This is a genomic window from Kribbella sp. NPDC050124 (assembly GCF_044460355.1).
In the GTDB taxonomy this organism is placed as follows: domain Bacteria; phylum Actinomycetota; class Actinomycetes; order Propionibacteriales; family Kribbellaceae; genus Kribbella.
Genome location: NZ_JBITJU010000011.1, coordinates 25535 through 41899 on the forward strand (window position 1 = coordinate 25535; position 16365 = coordinate 41899).

The 16365-nt window shown below is 70.0% G+C and carries 14 protein-coding genes; 6 read left to right on the forward strand and 8 right to left on the reverse strand.

Features of this window, described 5'->3' with window-relative positions; genetic code table 11:
- The 3 genes from ACIBL3_RS24560 to ACIBL3_RS24570 all read right to left on the reverse strand — a co-directional run bounded on the left by ACIBL3_RS24560 (position 1) and on the right by ACIBL3_RS24570 (position 5275).
- A complete protein-coding gene (locus tag ACIBL3_RS24560; protein ID WP_396355869.1) occupies positions 1-2451 on the reverse strand; it encodes a DNA topoisomerase (ATP-hydrolyzing) subunit A in 2451 nt (816 codons plus the stop codon).
- Positions 2452-2582: 131 nt separating this feature from the next.
- Positions 2583-4508 (reverse strand): FtsX-like permease family protein, encoded by a 1926-nt coding sequence (locus tag ACIBL3_RS24565; protein ID WP_396355870.1) that lies wholly within the window; start codon positions 4506-4508, stop codon positions 2583-2585.
- Positions 4508-5275, reverse strand: coding sequence for an ABC transporter ATP-binding protein (locus ACIBL3_RS24570; RefSeq protein ID WP_396355871.1), 768 nt, complete (start codon positions 5273-5275; stop codon positions 4508-4510). The genes ACIBL3_RS24565 and ACIBL3_RS24570 overlap by 1 nt, the downstream gene beginning before the upstream one ends.
- A 108-nt stretch (positions 5276-5383) precedes the next feature.
- Here ACIBL3_RS24570 and ACIBL3_RS24575 point away from each other — a divergent pair, with 108 nt between their 5' ends.
- The 4 genes from ACIBL3_RS24575 to ACIBL3_RS24590 are packed head-to-tail and all read left to right on the forward strand — an operon-like array spanning position 5384 to position 8155.
- Positions 5384-6658, forward strand: a complete 1275-nt coding sequence (locus ACIBL3_RS24575; RefSeq protein WP_396355872.1) for a sensor histidine kinase — start codon at positions 5384-5386, stop codon at positions 6656-6658.
- Positions 6640-7293: a response regulator transcription factor gene (locus tag ACIBL3_RS24580; RefSeq protein ID WP_396355873.1), complete on the forward strand. Its 654-nt coding sequence runs from the start codon at positions 6640-6642 to the stop codon at positions 7291-7293. Before ACIBL3_RS24575 ends, ACIBL3_RS24580 begins: the two co-directional genes overlap by 19 nt.
- 14 nt (positions 7294-7307) lie before the next feature.
- Positions 7308-7709, forward strand: a complete 402-nt coding sequence (locus ACIBL3_RS24585) for a CoA-binding protein (protein WP_396355874.1) — start codon at positions 7308-7310, stop codon at positions 7707-7709.
- A gap of 23 nt (positions 7710-7732) precedes the next feature.
- The gene (locus ACIBL3_RS24590; protein WP_396355875.1) at positions 7733-8155 is read left to right on the forward strand and encodes a TIGR03667 family PPOX class F420-dependent oxidoreductase; all 423 of its coding nucleotides are present in this window, start codon (positions 7733-7735) and stop codon (positions 8153-8155) included.
- Here ACIBL3_RS24590 and ACIBL3_RS24595 read toward each other — a convergent pair.
- From ACIBL3_RS24595 to ACIBL3_RS24610, 4 genes are read right to left on the reverse strand one after another with little or no spacing between them, the layout of a single operon-like run.
- Entirely contained in the window at positions 8152-8400 is a 249-nt protein-coding gene (locus ACIBL3_RS24595; protein WP_396355876.1) for a DUF2630 family protein, read from the reverse strand. The genes ACIBL3_RS24590 and ACIBL3_RS24595 overlap by 4 nt on opposite strands.
- On the reverse strand, positions 8397-9164 hold the full coding sequence (locus ACIBL3_RS24600) for an ABC transporter permease (protein ID WP_396355877.1): 768 nt from the start codon (positions 9162-9164) through the stop codon (positions 8397-8399). The genes ACIBL3_RS24595 and ACIBL3_RS24600 overlap by 4 nt, the downstream gene beginning before the upstream one ends.
- A complete protein-coding gene (locus ACIBL3_RS24605; RefSeq protein WP_396355878.1) occupies positions 9164-10873 on the reverse strand; it encodes an AMP-binding protein in 1710 nt (569 codons plus the stop codon). The genes ACIBL3_RS24600 and ACIBL3_RS24605 overlap by 1 nt, the downstream gene beginning before the upstream one ends.
- 10 nt (positions 10874-10883) lie before the next feature.
- On the reverse strand, positions 10884-11933 hold the full coding sequence (locus ACIBL3_RS24610) for an SLC13 family permease (protein WP_396355879.1): 1050 nt from the start codon (positions 11931-11933) through the stop codon (positions 10884-10886).
- Positions 11934-11968: 35 nt separating this feature from the next.
- Between ACIBL3_RS24610 and ACIBL3_RS24615 the strand changes: the two genes are divergently transcribed.
- A complete protein-coding gene (locus ACIBL3_RS24615) occupies positions 11969-14671 on the forward strand; it encodes a GNAT family N-acetyltransferase (RefSeq protein ID WP_396355880.1) in 2703 nt (900 codons plus the stop codon).
- Here the strand turns inward: ACIBL3_RS24615 and ACIBL3_RS24620 are convergent.
- The gene (locus ACIBL3_RS24620) at positions 14664-15170 is read right to left on the reverse strand and encodes a DUF2087 domain-containing protein (protein ID WP_396355881.1); all 507 of its coding nucleotides are present in this window, start codon (positions 15168-15170) and stop codon (positions 14664-14666) included. The genes ACIBL3_RS24615 and ACIBL3_RS24620 overlap by 8 nt on opposite strands.
- A 57-nt stretch (positions 15171-15227) precedes the next feature.
- Here ACIBL3_RS24620 and ACIBL3_RS24625 point away from each other — a divergent pair, with 57 nt between their 5' ends.
- A complete protein-coding gene (locus ACIBL3_RS24625) occupies positions 15228-16289 on the forward strand; it encodes a P1 family peptidase (protein WP_396355882.1) in 1062 nt (353 codons plus the stop codon).
- The last annotated feature ends 76 nt before the right edge of the window (positions 16290-16365 follow it).

The following is a 16365-nucleotide window of genomic DNA, read 5'->3' on the forward strand; positions in this document are numbered from 1 at the left end:
TCAGCCTGCCAGTTCTGCGGCGCATGCGGCGATGGGTTGCGCAACCGGTACGCCGGAGCCGTCCCGTCGGGGGTCGATCGGCGGCAGGTCCACCGGCGCACCGCTGTTGGCGCTGGCCCGGACCGGCGCGGCGCCGATGAAGCCGAGCAGCAGCCCGTCCTCACCCTTGAGCAGCCGCTGGCAGCGGACACCGCCGGTGCCACGGCCCTTGCCCGGGTACTCGCTGAAGGGAGTCACCTTCACAGCGCCGACCTCGGTCCCCGGCAGCGCCGACGACGAGCCCGCGATCGTGACGACGTGTGCCTCGCGGGCGGAGTCGACGGCACCGAAGAAGACCACCTTCGCGCCGTTGGCGAGCCGGACGCCGGCCATGCCGCCCGCGGTCCGGCCCTGCGGACGCACCGCCGACGCCGGGAAGTGCAGCAGTTGCGCGTCGGAGGTGATGAAGCACAGCTCCTCGTCGCCGGTGGTGAGCTCGACCGCGCCGACGACCTCGTCGCCGTCGTTCAGCCGGACGATCTCCCAGGCGTCGCGGTTGCTCAGGTGGTCGGGCACGACCCGCTTCACCACGCCACCCGCCGTACCCAGCGCGACGCCGATGGAGTCGGGATCCATCGTGGTCAGCGCGAGCGCCTTCTCACCGGGCTCCAGGGACACGAACTCGGCCACCGGCGCGCCACCCTGCAGGTTCGGCGCGTTCGCCGTCGTCGGTACGGCGGGGAGGTCGAGCGACTCGAGCCGGATCAGCCGTCCGGCGCTGGTGATCAGGCCGTACTGCCCGCGGGCGGTGCTCTTGACCGCGGACACGATCGCGTCGTGCTTGGCCCGGGCGTCGCCGGTGCCGAACGGCTCGACGCCGTTGGTCCGGGCGAGCAGTCCGGTCGAGCTCATCAGCACCCAGCACGGGTCGTCGCTGACCTCGAGCGGCACGGCCGCGGTCTTGGTGGCCCCGGACGACTCCAGCAGCACGGTCCGGCGCGGCGTGCCGTAGGTCTTGGCGACCTCGGCCAGCTCGTCCGAGACGGTCTTCTTCAGCAGTTTCTCGTCCTCGAGGATCGCGGTCAGCGCCTCGATCTCGCGCTCCAGCTCGCCCTTCTCGGTCTCCAGCTCGAGCTTGGAGAACTTGGTCAGCCGGCGCAGCGGCATGTCGAGGATGTAGTTTGCCTGCACCTCGGACAGGTCGTAGATCTCGATCAGCCGGCCGCGGGCCTGGGCGGCGTCGTCGCTGCTGCGGATGATCTGGATGACCTCGTCGATGTCCAGGATCGCGATCAGCAGGCCGTCGACGATGTGCAGCCGGTCCTGAGCCTTCGTCCGGCGGAACTCGCTGCGCCGGCGGACCACGTCGTACCGGTGGCCGAGGTAGACCTCGAGCAGCTCCTTCAGCCCGAGAGTGCGCGGCTGGCCGTCGACCAGGCACACGTTGTTGACGTGGAACGCGTCCTCGAGCGGGGTCAGCTTGTACAGCTGCTCCAGCAGCGCCTCGGGGACGAAGCCGTTCTTGACCTCGATCACCAGCTGGGTGCCGTGGGTCCGGTCGGTCAGGTCCTTGACGTCGGCGATGCCCTGCAGCTTCTTCGACTGGACCAGGGTCTTGATCTTCTCGATCACCTTCTCCGGGCCGACCGAGTACGGCAGCTCGGTGACCACGATGCCCTTGCGGCGCGGGGTGACGTTCTCGATCCGGGCGGTGGCGCGCATCTTGAAGCTGCCGCGGCCTCCTGCGTAGGCGTCCTTGATGCCCTCCAGGCCGACGATCTTGCCGCCGGTGGGCAGGTCCGGGCCGGGCACGAACCGCATCAGGTCGTCGACGTCGGCGGTCGGGGTCTTGATCAGGTGCCGCAGCGCCTGGATCACCTCGACCAGGTTGTGCGGCGCCATGTTGGTCGCCATCCCGACCGCGATCCCGGCGGCGCCGTTGACCAGCAGGTTCGGGAACGCGGCCGGCAGCACCGCCGGCTCCTCCTCCTGGCCGTCGTAGTTCGGCCGGAAGTCGACCACGTTCTCGTCCAGGCCACTGGTCATCGCCATCGCCGGCGGCGCCATCCGGCACTCGGTGTATCGCATCGCCGCCGGACCATCGTCCAGAGATCCGAAGTTGCCGTGGCCGTCGATCAGCGGGACTCGCATCGACCACGGCTGCGCGGTCCGGACCAGGGCGTCGTAGATCGCGCCGTCGCCGTGCGGGTGGTACTTACCCATCACTTCACCGACGACGCGGGCCGACTTCACGTGACCGCGGTCGGGGCGGATGTTGTTCTCCGCCATCGAGAACAGGATCCGCCGCTGGACCGGTTTCAGCCCGTCCCGCGCGTCCGGCAGCGCCCGGGAGTAGATCACCGAGTAGGCGTACTCCAGGTAGCTGGTGCGCATCTCGTCGGAGACGTCGACGTCGAGGATGCGCTCCTCGAAGTCCTCGGGCTCGGCGGTGGTGCTGGAACGGCGTGCCATGCGGTGTACGAACTCCTCGATCAAGCCGGTACGGCGCCGCGACGGTCCGGCGCCGTGCCCATTGTCGCTGGTGAACGGCGGTTTGCCCGGCCGCGACCCGCCATCGTGCCGACACAGTCGCCGTCAGCGGTCTAGTCCACCGCTGCGGACGGCTGCGACCGGCGCAGGATGTACGTCGTCGGGGCCAGAGCGGACCCTACCGCCAGGGTCAGACAGATCCCGGCGATACCCAGCAGCACACCCCACGGAACGGTCACCGGTACGTCGGCCACCCCCGACGTCAGCGCGTGCCGGATCAGGACGCCGACGGTGACGGTGATCGCCGTACCGAGGCTGAGCGCCACCGCGCCGACGAGGGACGACTCCCAGAGCACCATCCGGCGGATCTGGGCCGGTGTGGCGCCCAGCAAGCGTGACGTGACGAACTCGTGCCGCCGCTGCAGGCTGCCCATCAGCAGCGTGTTGGCGATCGCGATCGCGCTGTAGAGAGCGGCCGGTCCGAGCAGCAGGATCAGCCCGAACTGGTTGCCTTTCCGGACCCCCTCCGCCTGCTCCGCCTCCCACTCTGTGGCCGGTACGGCGTTGTCGAGCTTGCCGGCCAGGTCGACGCCGGGATCGGGCAGCACGAAGATCCGCTCGGGCTCGGCCGTCGGCGCGTGCTTGCGGGCCAGGTCGACCGGCACGAGGAAGGACGGCATGGCGCCGAACGCGTCGGGGATGATGGCGACGATCCGGAGCTTGACGCTGGTCCGGTCCAGGAACGTCACCGGGACCTCGTCGCCGACCCGGTAGTGCTCGAACCCGGCCATTTCCTTGCCCACAGCAACCGTATTGCCGGTGAGCTGCGCGAGGTCGCCGGCGATCGGCGCCAGCTGCCGGGTCTTGACGGCGATCGCCGGGTCGATGCCCTCGGCGTCCTCGAGCTGGGCGTCGTCCTGGCTGATCCGGACGAACTGCAGCGGCACACCGGCGTCGGCAGCGGCCACGCCGGTAGTCGACGACAGGTGCGAGCCGGTGACCACGACGGGCGCGCGGACGGTGTCGCGAATGGCCGCCTCGGCGCTGTCGGCGGCGAAGCTGAGGCTGAGAACCATCGACCCGGCGATCGCCGAGATCGCCAGGATCGGCGCCGCGAGCGAGGCACTCCGGCGGGGTGCCGCGATCACGTTGCTGCGCGCGAGCAGGCCCGACACCTGGGTCCACCTGGTCAGCGGCAGCGCCCACAGCCGGCTGATCCACGGGACGACGAGTGGTGCGAGCAGAGTGAGCGCGATCACCAGCAGCATCGGCGTGAACATCGCCAGCGGCATCACACCCTCGCCGGTCGACGGCCGGATCAGTGCCAGCAACGTGATCGATCCAGCCAGGAAGAGCAGCCCGAAGACGATCCGCACCGGTCCGATCCGAGGTGGCTCCAGCGCTGCCTCGCGCAGGGCGTCGACCGGCCCGACTCGCCCGGCTCGTCGAGCCGCCGACCGAGCGCCGAGCATCGCCACCAGCACCCCGGCGCCGACCGCGATCGACAACGGAACCCACGGCGAGGCCGGCTCCAGCTTCACCGGCGCCAGCTCGGTGTACGACGCCTTGCTCAGCAGCAACGGGGTTGCGAGCTGAGCCAGTACGGCGCCGGTCAGTGCAGCCGCGATCGCGACGACCAGCGCTTCGCCGAGGATCATCCGCCGTACCTGCCGGGGAGTGGCGCCGATCAGCCGGAGCAGGCCGATCTCCCGGCGACGGGAGGCGACCGCGAAGGCGAAAGTGCTCGCGATGACGAAGATCGTGATGAAGCCGGCGAGCGTCCCGACCAGGCTGAGCACGGTCTGCAGCCCGGACACGTCGGCGTCGGACGTGGGGACCCGGACCTGCTGGGACGGCGTGTCGGGGCTCCCGAGTGTTGTCACGGTGATGCTGTCGGCGAGCGGACCGTCGTACGCGATGGTGGCGGCGGTCGCGGTGGCGGCGAGACCGAGCAGGAACACTCCTACGGCCAGCGCGATGAACGAGCCGGCGTACAGCGAGCGGTGACGGCCGACGGTCTGGCGGCTGATGTGGAACATCACCGCTCCAGCTGGCTCATCGCGGCGGCGATCTGGGCCGGAGTGCCGCGCTCGAGGTGTCCTGCGATCAGCCCGTCGGACAGGAACAGGACCCGCTCGGCGTACGCGGCGGCGACCGGGTCGTGGGTCACCATCACGACGGTCTGCCCGGCCCGGTCGGTTGCCTCGCGCAACAACGACAGGATCTGCCGGCTGGTGCCGCTGTCCAGCGCGCCGGTCGGCTCGTCCGCGAAGAACACCGATGGCTGGGTGATCAGCGCTCGTGCGATCGCGACCCGCTGCTGCTGTCCACCGGACAGCTCCGCCGGCCTGCGCTTCGCCTTGCCGTCCAGCCCGACCTGCTCGAGCACCTGGTGTACGGCGCTGCGGCTCGGGCGGCGACCGGTGAGCCGCAGGGGGAGCGCCACGTTGTCGTAGACGGTCAGCGACGGCAGCAGGTTGTACGCCTGGAAGACGAAGCCCATCTCCTTGCGGCGCAGCTTGGTGAGGGCGACCTCGTTGAGCCCGCGCAGGTTGACTCCGCCGAGCACGACGGCGCCGTTGGAGGGCTGGTCGAGGCCGGCCGCGCACTGCAGCAGGGTCGACTTGCCAGACCCGGACGGGCCCATCACGGCGGTGAACGTGCCGCGGTGGAAGTGGTAGGTCACGCCTCGCAGCGCGTCGACAGCACCGGCCTTGGACCGGTAGGTCTTGGTGATGCCGTCCAGCAGCAGAGCGGGCGTTTCAGTGGGTACGACGTCGGCGTACATCGGCGCGGTAGCGGTCATGCAACCAGAACACCGCTGATCGGCTCGACAAGCCCTGGCCCACGGAAGAGACCTGCAGTAGCGCGCACGCTACCGTCCACCAAGCGTTCGTACACCTAGGCTGGCGCCGTGGACAGACCGATGACAGCGTGGTCGGCGATGGCGTCGCCGCGGTATCTGGTGTCGTCGTGGCCATGGCGGAGCTACGCGTATCTGTTCACCTCGGTCCCGGTCGGTCTCGTGACGATCGGCGTGCTCATCGGGCTCGCGGCGGCCAGTGCGGTGCTCAGTCCGATCCTGATCGGGATCCTGCTGATCACCATGTTCCCGCTGATCGGGGTGCTGATCGGCCGGGTCGAGCGGTGGCGGTCCGGGCTGGTGCTGATCGACGGGATCAGCAGCCCGCACGCCAAGATGCCCGAGTCGCTGTCGCTGCGGGAGAAGCTGAAGTTCCGGCGCCGGGAGCAGGCCTCGCTGCGGGCGCTCGGGTACGGGTTCGTGCTGGGCGTCTTCATCTGGCCGCTGAGCGCGCTGATCGCGGGCCTGAGCGCGACGATCCTCGGTACGACGCTGGCCGCGCCGGTGATCGCGGACGGCGACCAGATGGGGATAGGGCCGTGGATTCTGGACAGCGCCCAGGAGGGGTTCATCTTCCTGCTGTGCTTCGGGCCGCCCTTCTTCGCGCTGAGCTGCTACCTGGTCGGCGCGCTCGCCGGTGCGGAGGCTGCGCTGGCGAAGGCGATGCTGGGTCCGCGGCAGGAGGAGCTGCAGCGGAACGTGGCCGAGCTGCGGCGGTCCCGGCTCGATCTGGTGGACGCGTTCGAGACCGAGCGCGCCCGGATCGAGCGGCACCTGCACGACGGCGTGCAGCAGCGCCTGGTCGGGCTGACCATGACGCTGGGGCTGGCTGAGCTCGACCTGCCTGAGGGTGAGGGCAAGCGGCTGGTCGTGAAGGCCCACAGTGAGGCGGAGGCGGCGCTGGCGGACCTGCGCGAGGCGGTGCGCGGGATCCACCCGCGCGTACTCGTCGACCATGGGCTGGAGGCCGCCGTACTGGAGGTGGCGGACCGGAGTCCGCTGCCGGTGAGCGTGCAGCTGTCGCTGCCGTCGCGACTGCCGCCGCCGATCGAGGCAGCGGCGTACTTCGTCGTCAGCGAAGCGCTGGCCAACGTCGCCAAGCACGCGCGGGCGAGGAGCTGTGAGGTGGCCGGGTGGGTCGAGCGTGACCGGCTGGTCATCACGATCACCGATGACGGCGTCGGAGGTGCGAAAGCCGGAGCCGGGACCGGACTCACCGGGCTGGTGACCCGGTTGGACGCCTTGGGAGGCACACTCGACATCGACAGCCCCTCCGGTGGGCCGACTCGACTGAGGATGGAGTGCCCGTGCCGACTCGGCGACTGAGCATCGTGCTGGCCGAAGACTCGATGCTGTTGCGGGAGGGGCTGGCCAGCATTCTCGACCGGGCCGGCCACGAGGTACGGGACGCTGTCGGGGACGCGGACACGCTGCTGGCCGTCGTACGCAAGGCGCCGCCGGACGTGGTGATCACCGACGTCCGGATGCCGCCCGGTCACAGTGACGAAGGGCTGCGGGCGGCGGCCGCGATCCGGGCCGAGCTGCCGTCGATCGGGATCCTGGTGCTGTCGCAGTACGTCGCCGACGCCTATCTCTCCTCGTTGCTCGAGACAACGACCGGCGGGATCGGGTACCTGCTGAAGGACCGGGTCGGGCACGTCGCGGAGTTCCTGGAGTCACTGGACCGGGTCGCCGACGGCGGGACCGTGGTGGACCCGGAGGTGGTCCGGCAGCTGCTCGCGCGGCGGCGGAACGACGGGCCGCTGTCGGCGCTCACGCCGCGGGAGCTCGAGGTGCTCGCGCTGATGGCCGAGGGTCGGGTGAACGCGTCGATCGCAGAGCAGTTGGTGGTGAGCGAGGCCGCCGTACGCAAGCACGTCGGCAACATCTTCGCGAAGCTGCAGCTGGACGACGGACTGGATCGGCGGGTGTCCGCCGTACTCACGTACTTGCGTGGCTGAGAGAGGATCGACACATGGACAGCGATATCCGGAAGATCCTCGCGGACTGCCAGACGTGGGCGGTCGTAGGACTGTCGAACAACACCAGCCGGGCGGCGTACGGCGTGGCGCGGTTCCTGCAGGGGCACGGGAAGCGGATCGTGCCGGTGCATCCGTCGGCGGAGACCGTGCACGGCGAGCAGGGGTACGCGACGCTGGCCGAGATCCCGTTCCCGGTGGACTGCGTGGACGTGTTCGTCCGCTCGGAGCTGGCCGGCGACATCGCGGACCAGGCGGTGGGAATCAACGCGCGGGCCGTGTGGTTCCAGCTGGATGTAGTGGATCCGGACGCTTACGCGCGTACGACGGCCGCCGGGCTGACCATGGTGATGAACCGCTGCCCGGCGATCGAGTGGGGGCGTCTCGGTCCGTCCTGACCACCTGAGCCTGAAGGGGCCTGATGATCACGATCGACACCTCCACCGACTTCGGCAAGCGAATCGCGCGGCAGCTGGACGACGAACGAGTGGTGTGGCTGACGACCGTCGGCAAGTCCGGGACGCCGGCGCCGAACCCGGTCTGGTTCCTCTGGCACGGCGACCAGCTGCTGATCGCCAGCCAGCCGGACAAGGCCAAGCTGCACAACGTCGCCGCCAACCCGCGGGTGGCGCTGAACTTCAACGCCACCCACACCGGCGGCGACGTCGGGGTGATCTCCGGTACGGCGGTCGTCGACGACGCCCCGATCTCCGGTGACGAGCTGGCGGCGTACAACAACAAGTACGCCGACGACATCGCCGGCCTCGGGATGACCAACGACCAGTTCCACGCCGACTACTCGGTCATCCTCCGGATCACCCCGGAGAAACTGCGCGGTTTCTAGCCGAGGTAGCCCTCGACGGTGTCGGCGGAGCGGGCCTGGGCGTCTTCAGGGTTGCCGCCGAACTCACGCTTGGCGCGGCGCTGGCGGAGCAGGTCCCAGCACTGGTCGAGCTCGACCTCGAGGGACCGCAGCCGGGCGTGCTCGTCCTCGTCGGTGATCCGCCCGGCGGCGTGCCGGCCGCGCAGCTCCTTCTCCTCGGCGACCAGCTCGTCGATCCGGCTGAACAGGCTCTTGTCATCACTCATGGGGAAACCGTACGCCCGTCCGGAAGGGCGGCGCGGGACAGGAGTTCGGTGATGGCCAGGATCGCCAGCGCCTCGGCGGCGATCAGGCCGATCAGGACGACCAGCTGAAGGGCGGCTGCCTCCGTGGGGGAGGCACCGCCGAGGACCATGCCGACGAATGCTCCCGGCAGCGAGACGAGCCCGACGGTGCGTGTCTGGTCGAGCGCGGGCAGCAGCGCGTCACCGGCGACCGGCCCGACCACGAGCTTGAACGCGTCCGGTGGCAGCAGACCGATCGTCAGTCCGGCCTCGAACTCGCCGTACCGGGTGCCGTACTCGTTCAGCACCCGGCGCCCGGCCAGCGTGGTCGCGGTCATCGTGCCGCCGATGATGATGCCGCCCATCGGCAGGATGGTGGCCGGGTTCCGCGGCACCACCCCGGGCAGGATGAGCAGCAGCAGTACGGCGAACGCACCGCAACCGATCGCCGCCGCGCAGTACATCCACTGCCCCGGGATCACCGCCGTCGAGTGAATCCGGCGGGTGCTGGTGATCGTGGCGACCACGAACATCACCAGCACGAAGGCGATCGCACCCAGCGTGTGCTGCAGCGCCACGCCGACCACCAGACCGACCGCGGTCAGCTGCACAACAGCACGCAGGGCCGCAGTCACGATCCCTCTGTCGTGCCGCAGCCCCGCGGATCGGGAAGCAACGACCCCGAGTGCGATCAGGAGTGGCAGGACGACGACCGCTGCCCAACCGAGCCCGGTGTCGAAGGACATCACCCTTCCTTGAAGTCGGTCTCGTCGTACGCGTGCTGAGCCGGCTCCCCGCTGTCCACCTTGGCCGCCTCGTCCGCGCGCAGCTCGACCCGGCGGATCTTCCCCGAGATCGTCTTGGGCAGCTCCGCGAACTCGATCCGGCGGATCCGCTTGTACGGCGCCAGGTGCTCACGGCAGAAGGCGAGGATCTCGCCGGCCAGCTCACGGGACGGCTGGTAGCCGGCGGACAGCACGACGTACGCCTTGGGGACCGCGAGGCGGACCGGGTCCGGTGACGGTACGACGGCTGCCTCGGCGACTGCTGGATGCTCGATCAGCACCGACTCCAGCTCGAAGGGCGAGATCCGGTAGTCGCTGGCCTTGAACACGTCGTCGGAGCGGCCGACGTAGGTGATGTAGCCGTCCTCGTCCCGGCTCGCGACGTCGCCGGTGTGGTAGTGCCCGGCGCGCATCACCTCGGCAGTCAGCTCGGGAGCGTCGCGGTAGCCGCGCATCAACGGGACCGGCGCCGGGGCGAGCTCGATGCAGATCTCGCCGTCCTCACCGACCTCGTCGGTCGACGGGTCGATCAGCGCGATCGTGTAGCCGGGCAGCGGGCGGCCCATCGACCCGAGCTTCACCGGCTGGCCGGGCGGGTTGCCGATCTGCGCGGTGGTCTCGGTCTGCCCGTACCCGTCCCGGATGGTGACGCCCCAGGCGTTGCGGACCTGCTCGATCACCTCGGGGTTGAGCGGCTCACCGGCCGAGATGCACTCGCGGATCCGGACCTCGACCGCGGACAGGTCGGCCTGGATCAGCATCCGCCAAACCGTCGGCGGCGCACAGAACGTGGTCACGCCGTACGTCTGCAGGACCTGCAGCATCTTCTCGGCGTCGAAGCGCGTGTAGTTGTAGAGGAAGACGGTCGCACCCGCGTTCCACGGCGCGAACACGTTGCTCCATGAGTGCTTGGCCCAGCCGGGGGACGAGACGTTGAGGTGGACGTCGCCCGGTTGCAGGCCGATCCAGTACATCGTCGACAGGTGGCCGACCGGGTAGCTGACCTGGGTGTGCTCGACCAGCTTCGGCTGGCTCGTCGTACCGGAGGTGAAGTAGAGCAGCAGCGAGTCGTGGGCGGAGGTGTCCACATCGGGCACCGGGCCGTCGTACTGCTCCGAGTCGGCGTAGTGCAGCCAGCCGTCGACCGCGTCCCCGACGGCGACGCGGAGGCAGTGGTCCGCGATCCCGGCGTACCGGGCGGTGTCGGCGCTGCTGGTGACCACAGCACGTACGCCGCCGCGCTCGATCCGGTCGGCGAGGTCGGCGTCGGTGAGCAGCGTGGTCGCGGGGATCATGACCGCACCGGCGCGGATGCAGCCGAGCATGGTCTCCCACAGCGGCACGGTGTTGCCGAGCACGATCAGGACCCGGTCGCCCGGCAGCAGGCCGGCCTGGGTGAGCCAGCCGGCGACCCGACGGGATCGCTCGGCCATCTCGGCGTACGTCCGGGTGTTGACCTCGCCGTCCTCCTCGACGATCGTCAGCGCCGCGACCTCGGGCTGCTCGACCGCGAGCGCGTCGAACCAGTCCCGGGCCCAGTTGAAACGGTCGAACGAGGGCCAGTGGAAGTCCCGGTACGCCGTCTCGTAGTCCTCCCGGTGTGCCACCAGGAAGTCCCGGGCCGCCCGGAACTCCCGCGTGACATCTTGCGTGCTGCGCTCCGTAGCCATGTCCCGCACATTACCCACCCAGCGCGAGGACCGAGCCCACCACGACGAGTGGTGTCAGGATCAGTCCGCGCCAGAGGAACGACCACCAGGAGATGTCGACCCGGGCGGCGTCGCAGCGGTCGCGCCACAGCAGGGTCGCGAGCGAGCCCCAGAGGGTGAGCAGGCAGCCGCAGTTGACGCCGATCAGCAGCGCCATCATGCGGTGCGGGCTGTCGGCGGCGATCGGCTCCATGGCCAGGTAGGCGGGCAGGTTGTCGGCCAGGTTCGCGCCGAGTGCGGCGGTGACGCTGAGCCGTAGCTCGGACGTGGTGCCGGCGACCCGGCTCAGCACATCCTGGAGTCCGTGTGCGCTGAGGAACCCGACCAGGGTGAACAGCACGACCACCGTCGCCACCAGCTTGACCGGGAGCAAGGACCACCGCAGTGCGCTCCGCCGCCGGAACGCGAACAACCCGACCAGGGCCAGAGCCCCGACACTTGCCGGCCAAGCGACCTCAATACCGGAGACGAACGCGGGTCCGAGCAGCACGCATACACCCGTCGACCCCCAGAACAGCACTTTGTCGTCCACAGGGGGCGTCGGTGGGACGACGTACGTTCGCCGCAGGTCCCGATGGAACAGCACAGCCAGGACAACGACTGTTATCAGGACCGCTGCAATTGCGGGCCGCCAACTGACAGTGAGGTAGCTGTGCAGGTGTTCGAACTGGTGCAGGGCGAGCAGGTTGGTGAGGTTGGAGACCGGGAGCAGCAGCGAGGCCGTACCGGCCAGCCACACGGTGGTGAACGCGAACAGCTTCGGCGGGATGCCCAGCTGACGGGCCATCGAGAGCACGACGGGCGTCAGCAGCACCGCGCAGGTGTCCAGCGAGAGGACGATGGTCAGCCCGGTGGCGAGGACGACCACGAGCAGCCAGAGACGCCACACCCGGCCGCGTGCCAGGTGCGCGGCCTCGCGGGCGGCGACGTCGAAGACTTTCGCCTGGTCGGCCAGCTCGGCGATCACGGTGACGGCGATCAGGAAGACCAGCACGGGAGCAATCCGTGCGACCAAATTCATGACCTCCGAGGTGACGGGTTGAGTAGGCTGGCCGGGTGACGCCGCCGGACCAGTATGACTCTCAGCCGCCTGCCGGATATCCGGCGGAGTTCGAGGCGGACGTCGTGCTGCGCGACGGGGCCACCGCGCACCTGCGGCCGATCACGCCGGACGACGCCGACCTGCTGGTCGCCTTCTACGCGCGGGTGTCCGACAGCTCGAAGTACTACCGCTTCTTCGCCCCGTACCCACAGCTGTCCGACCGCGATGTGGCGAGGTTCACGCAGGTCGACTACCACGACCGGCTGGCGCTGATCGTCACCGTCGGCAGCGAGATGATCGGCGTCGGGCGGTACGAGCGGACCGGACGCCGCACCGCGGAGGTCGCGTTCCTGATCGAGGACGCGCACCAGGGCCGCGGCCTAGGCCAGTTGCTGCTCGAGCACCTGGCGCAGGCGGCCCGGGAGAACGGCATCGCTCAGTTCGTCGCGGAGGTGCTGCCGGACAACCGCAAGATGATCACCGTCTTCACCGAGGCCGGCTACAAGGTCGCGCGCGAGTTCGAGGACGGCGTAATCATGGTCGAGTTCGACATCGCGCCGACCGACACCTCGTTCGGTGTGATGCAGGCCCGCGAGCAGCGGTCCGAGGCGCTGTCGATCGCGCGGCTGCTGGCCCCGTCGGCGGTCGCCGTGATCGGCGCCAGCCGCCGGGAGGGGACGATCGGCAACGCGCTGCTGCGCAACCTGCGCGACGGCGGGTTCACCGGTCGCCTGTACGCCGTGAACACCGACACCGACGCGGACGAGATCGAGGGCGTCCCGGCGTACCCGACGATCCGGGACGTGGACGACACGATCGACCTGGCCGTGGTCGCCGTACGGGCTGAGATGGTCGCCGACGTGGTGCTGGACTGCGCCGGCAAGGGTGTGCGCGGGCTGGTCGTGGTGTCGAGCGGGTTCGCGGAGATCGGGGACGAAGGGCGGAAGCGGCAGCGGTACCTGGCCGGTCTGGCCCGGTCGTACGGGATGCGGGTGATCGGGCCGAACGCGCTCGGGCTGATCAACACCGCGGCCGGGGTGTCGCTGAACGCGACGCTGTCACCGCTGATGCCAAGCCGGGGGCGGGTGGCGTTCTTCTGCCAGTCCGGTGCGCTCGGGGTGCCGATCCTGGCCGACATGGTCCGCCGTGGCCTGGGCCTGTCCAGCTTCGTCTCGGCGGGCAACCGGGCCGATGTCTCGGGCAACGACCTGATGCAGTTCTGGTACTCCGACGAGTCGACCGAGGTCGTCCTGCTGTACCTGGAGTCGCTGGGCAACCCGCGGAAGTTCAGCCGGGTGTCGCGCCGGCTGGCCCGCCGCAAGCCGGTGGTCGCGCTGAAGTCGGGCCGGGCCACCCAGGGAGTGCCGCTCGGGCAGATGGTCCGGCGCAGCCAGTTGCCGGCCGCAACGGTCGAGTCGATGTTCCGGCAGAGCGGCCTGATCGGCGTCGACACCACCGGTGAGCTCTTCGACGTCGCCCAGCTGCTCGCGCACCAGCCACTGCCGAAGGGACGCCGGGTCGCGATCGTCAGCAACTCCGACGCGCTGACGCTGCTCGCGCTCGACACGATGGCCGGCTGCGGCCTGGACGTCGCGGGGGAGCCGCGCAACCTGAGCGCCGACGCGACCGCGGAGGACTTCGGAGCAGCCTTGTCGGAGGTCTTCGCCGACGACCGGGTGCACTCGGTCGTGGTCATCTACACGCCACCGGTCCAGTCCAACGGCGCCGAGGTCGCGCAGGTGCTGGCCGCGGCAGCCGCTGGGTCCGACAAGCCGGTCGTGTCCACCTTCCTCGCCTCGCGCAGTGTGCCGGCGGAGCTCCGGGTGCCGGACGGTGACGGCGGCGCGGCCCGTGGTTCGATTCCGTCGTTCCTGAACCCGCAGTACGCCGTGGGCGCGCTGGCCAAGGCGACGCAGTACGCCGAGTGGCGGCGGCGGTCCGACAGCCACATCCCGGACCTGCCTGACGTCGACACCAGGCCAGCGGAGGACTTCGTCGCGGAGTACCTGCAACGGCATCCGCATGGCGCGGACCTGGACGACGCGGACCGGCAACTGCTGCTCAGCTTCTACGGCATCTCGGTGCTGCCGGCGTTCCCGGTGCAGAGCGCCGACGAGGCCGTCGAGCGGGCTGCCGACCTCGGCTTCGAGGTGATCCTCAAGGCCACCGCCGAGCAGTGGCGGATGCGCCCGGACCTGGCCGACATCTGGCGGCACATCCACGACGAGGACGACATGCGCCAGGCTTGGGACGAGATGACCCAGACCTTCGGGGTCGCGTCGGACCCGGGGCGCGCGCAGTTCGTCGTACAGAAGATGGCTCCGCCCGGGGTGCCGGTGGTGATCTCGGCGTTGGAGGACGTGTCGTTCGGTCCGGTCGTGTCGTTCGGCCTGTCCGGGGTCGCGACCGACCTGCTGGGCGACCGCTCGTACCGGATGCCGCCGCTGACCACCCGCGACGCCGCCGAGATGGTGCGTGAGGTCCGGGCCGCGCCGCTGCTCTACGGCTACCGCGGCACGGACCCGGTCGACATCTCCGCGATCGAGAACCTCCTGCACCGAGTCTCCCGGCTGACCCTCGACCTGGAGGAGGTCGTCAAGCTCGACCTCCGCTCGGTCCTGGTCGGGGCCGACGGCGCCACCGTCCTCGACGCCTGCATCCGGATCGCCCCGAACGAGAAGCCCCGTCAGGACACCGCGGCCCGCCGCCTCACCTGACGTAGATGCTGTCCGCGCGGCTCAGCAGGCCGGCGTCGACCAGCTCGCGGCGCAGCGCTGCGTGGTCGGGGTGCCAGCGGTTGAGGATGTCGTTGACCTCGGGCTCGGGGTAGCTCCGGCCCGGCTCGAAGTTGGCGGCGAGGTATTCCAGGACGACCCGGAACTTGGCCGGGATGGTCGGGAAGTGCGTCAGCCGCCCGTCCCGGATGAACGACTTGAGCACGGCGTCGCGATCGGGGTCCGGGTCGAGCGGCACCCGCTCCGGCCGGCTCACCCGCACCGCGTCCTTGAACGCGCCCTCGTCCGCCCGCAGCCCACCGCCGCTGTCGAAGACGAGCCCGCCCTTGACCAGCCGCTGCAAGGCCTTGTGTACGACGGGCGCACTCAGCCCGGTGCTTCCGGCAACCTGCTCCGGAGTGGTGGCGCCGAGGACAACCGCGGAGTACGTCCGCAGCCTCGAAGGCTCAGCCAGCAAACCACAGAGCAAATCAGCGTTCATGCGTTCCACGCTAACCACGACTGCAACCGGATTTCGGTGGGGTGCTAGACAGTGCTCATGACGATGACACCGGGTCCGCACAACGCGATCACCGATGTGCCGGGGGTTCTGGTCGGGCAGGTGGAGCGAGTGGAGGCGCCGTACCTGACGGGGACGACGGTTGTGCATGTGCCGGCTGGGGCAGTGGGTGGGGTGGATGTTCGTGGCGGTGCGCCGGGGACGCGGGAGACGGATCTGCTGGAGCCGGTGAATGCGAACCCGGGTGCGAATGCGGTGGTGCTGAGTGGCGGCAGCGCGTACGGGCTGGACACTGCCGGGAGCGTGATGCGGTGGCTCGAGGATCGCGGCCTCGGGGTGCGGGTGGGTCCGGGGGAGCGGGACGTCGTACCGATCGTGCCGACCGCGGTGATCTTCGACCTCGGCCGTGGTGGTGATTTCCGGGCCCGGCCCGAGCCGTCCTGGGGCGCCGACGCGATCACCGCCGCCACCGGCGGGCCTGTTGCTCTCGGCAACCATGGGGCCGGCGCCGGGGCCCGGGCTCGGTCGCTGAAGGGCGGCGTCGGCTCGGCCAGCGTCCGCCTCGACGACGGTACGACGGTGGGCGCGCTGGTGATCGTGAACGCGGCCGGCTCGACCATCGACGACCGCGGTCGGCTGTACGGCGCACGGTACGGTCTCGGCGACGAGTTCGCGTTCTTGCGCACACCCACCGAGCAGCCGGCGCTCGTCGTACCCGGCCGCAACCTGATTCCCGGTCCTGGGACGAACACGGTGATCGCGGTGGTCGCGACCGACGTACCGCTGGACAAGGCGGCCGCCAAGCGGATGGCGATGATCGCGCACGACGGTCTGGCCCGGGCGATCGACCCGATCCATACGCTGGTCGACGGCGACAGCATCTTCGCGCTCTCGCCGCGTGTCCCCGACGACGACCGGCCCCGGCTGAGCGTCACCGACCCGACTGCACTCGGCCAGCTCGAGACGGTCTACGCAGCCGGAGCGCGGACGCTGTCGCGCGCGGTCGTCCACGCGATGCTCAACGCCGAGACGGTCGAGACCCCGGCCGGGACCATCCCGAGCTACCGCGACGCCTACCCGTCAGCCTTCCGGACCAGCTGACGTACGACTCCAGTACGACGCGCACCCGACGAACGACTCCGGAAGGCGACGGCAAGACCGGTCTGCGGGCCGACGA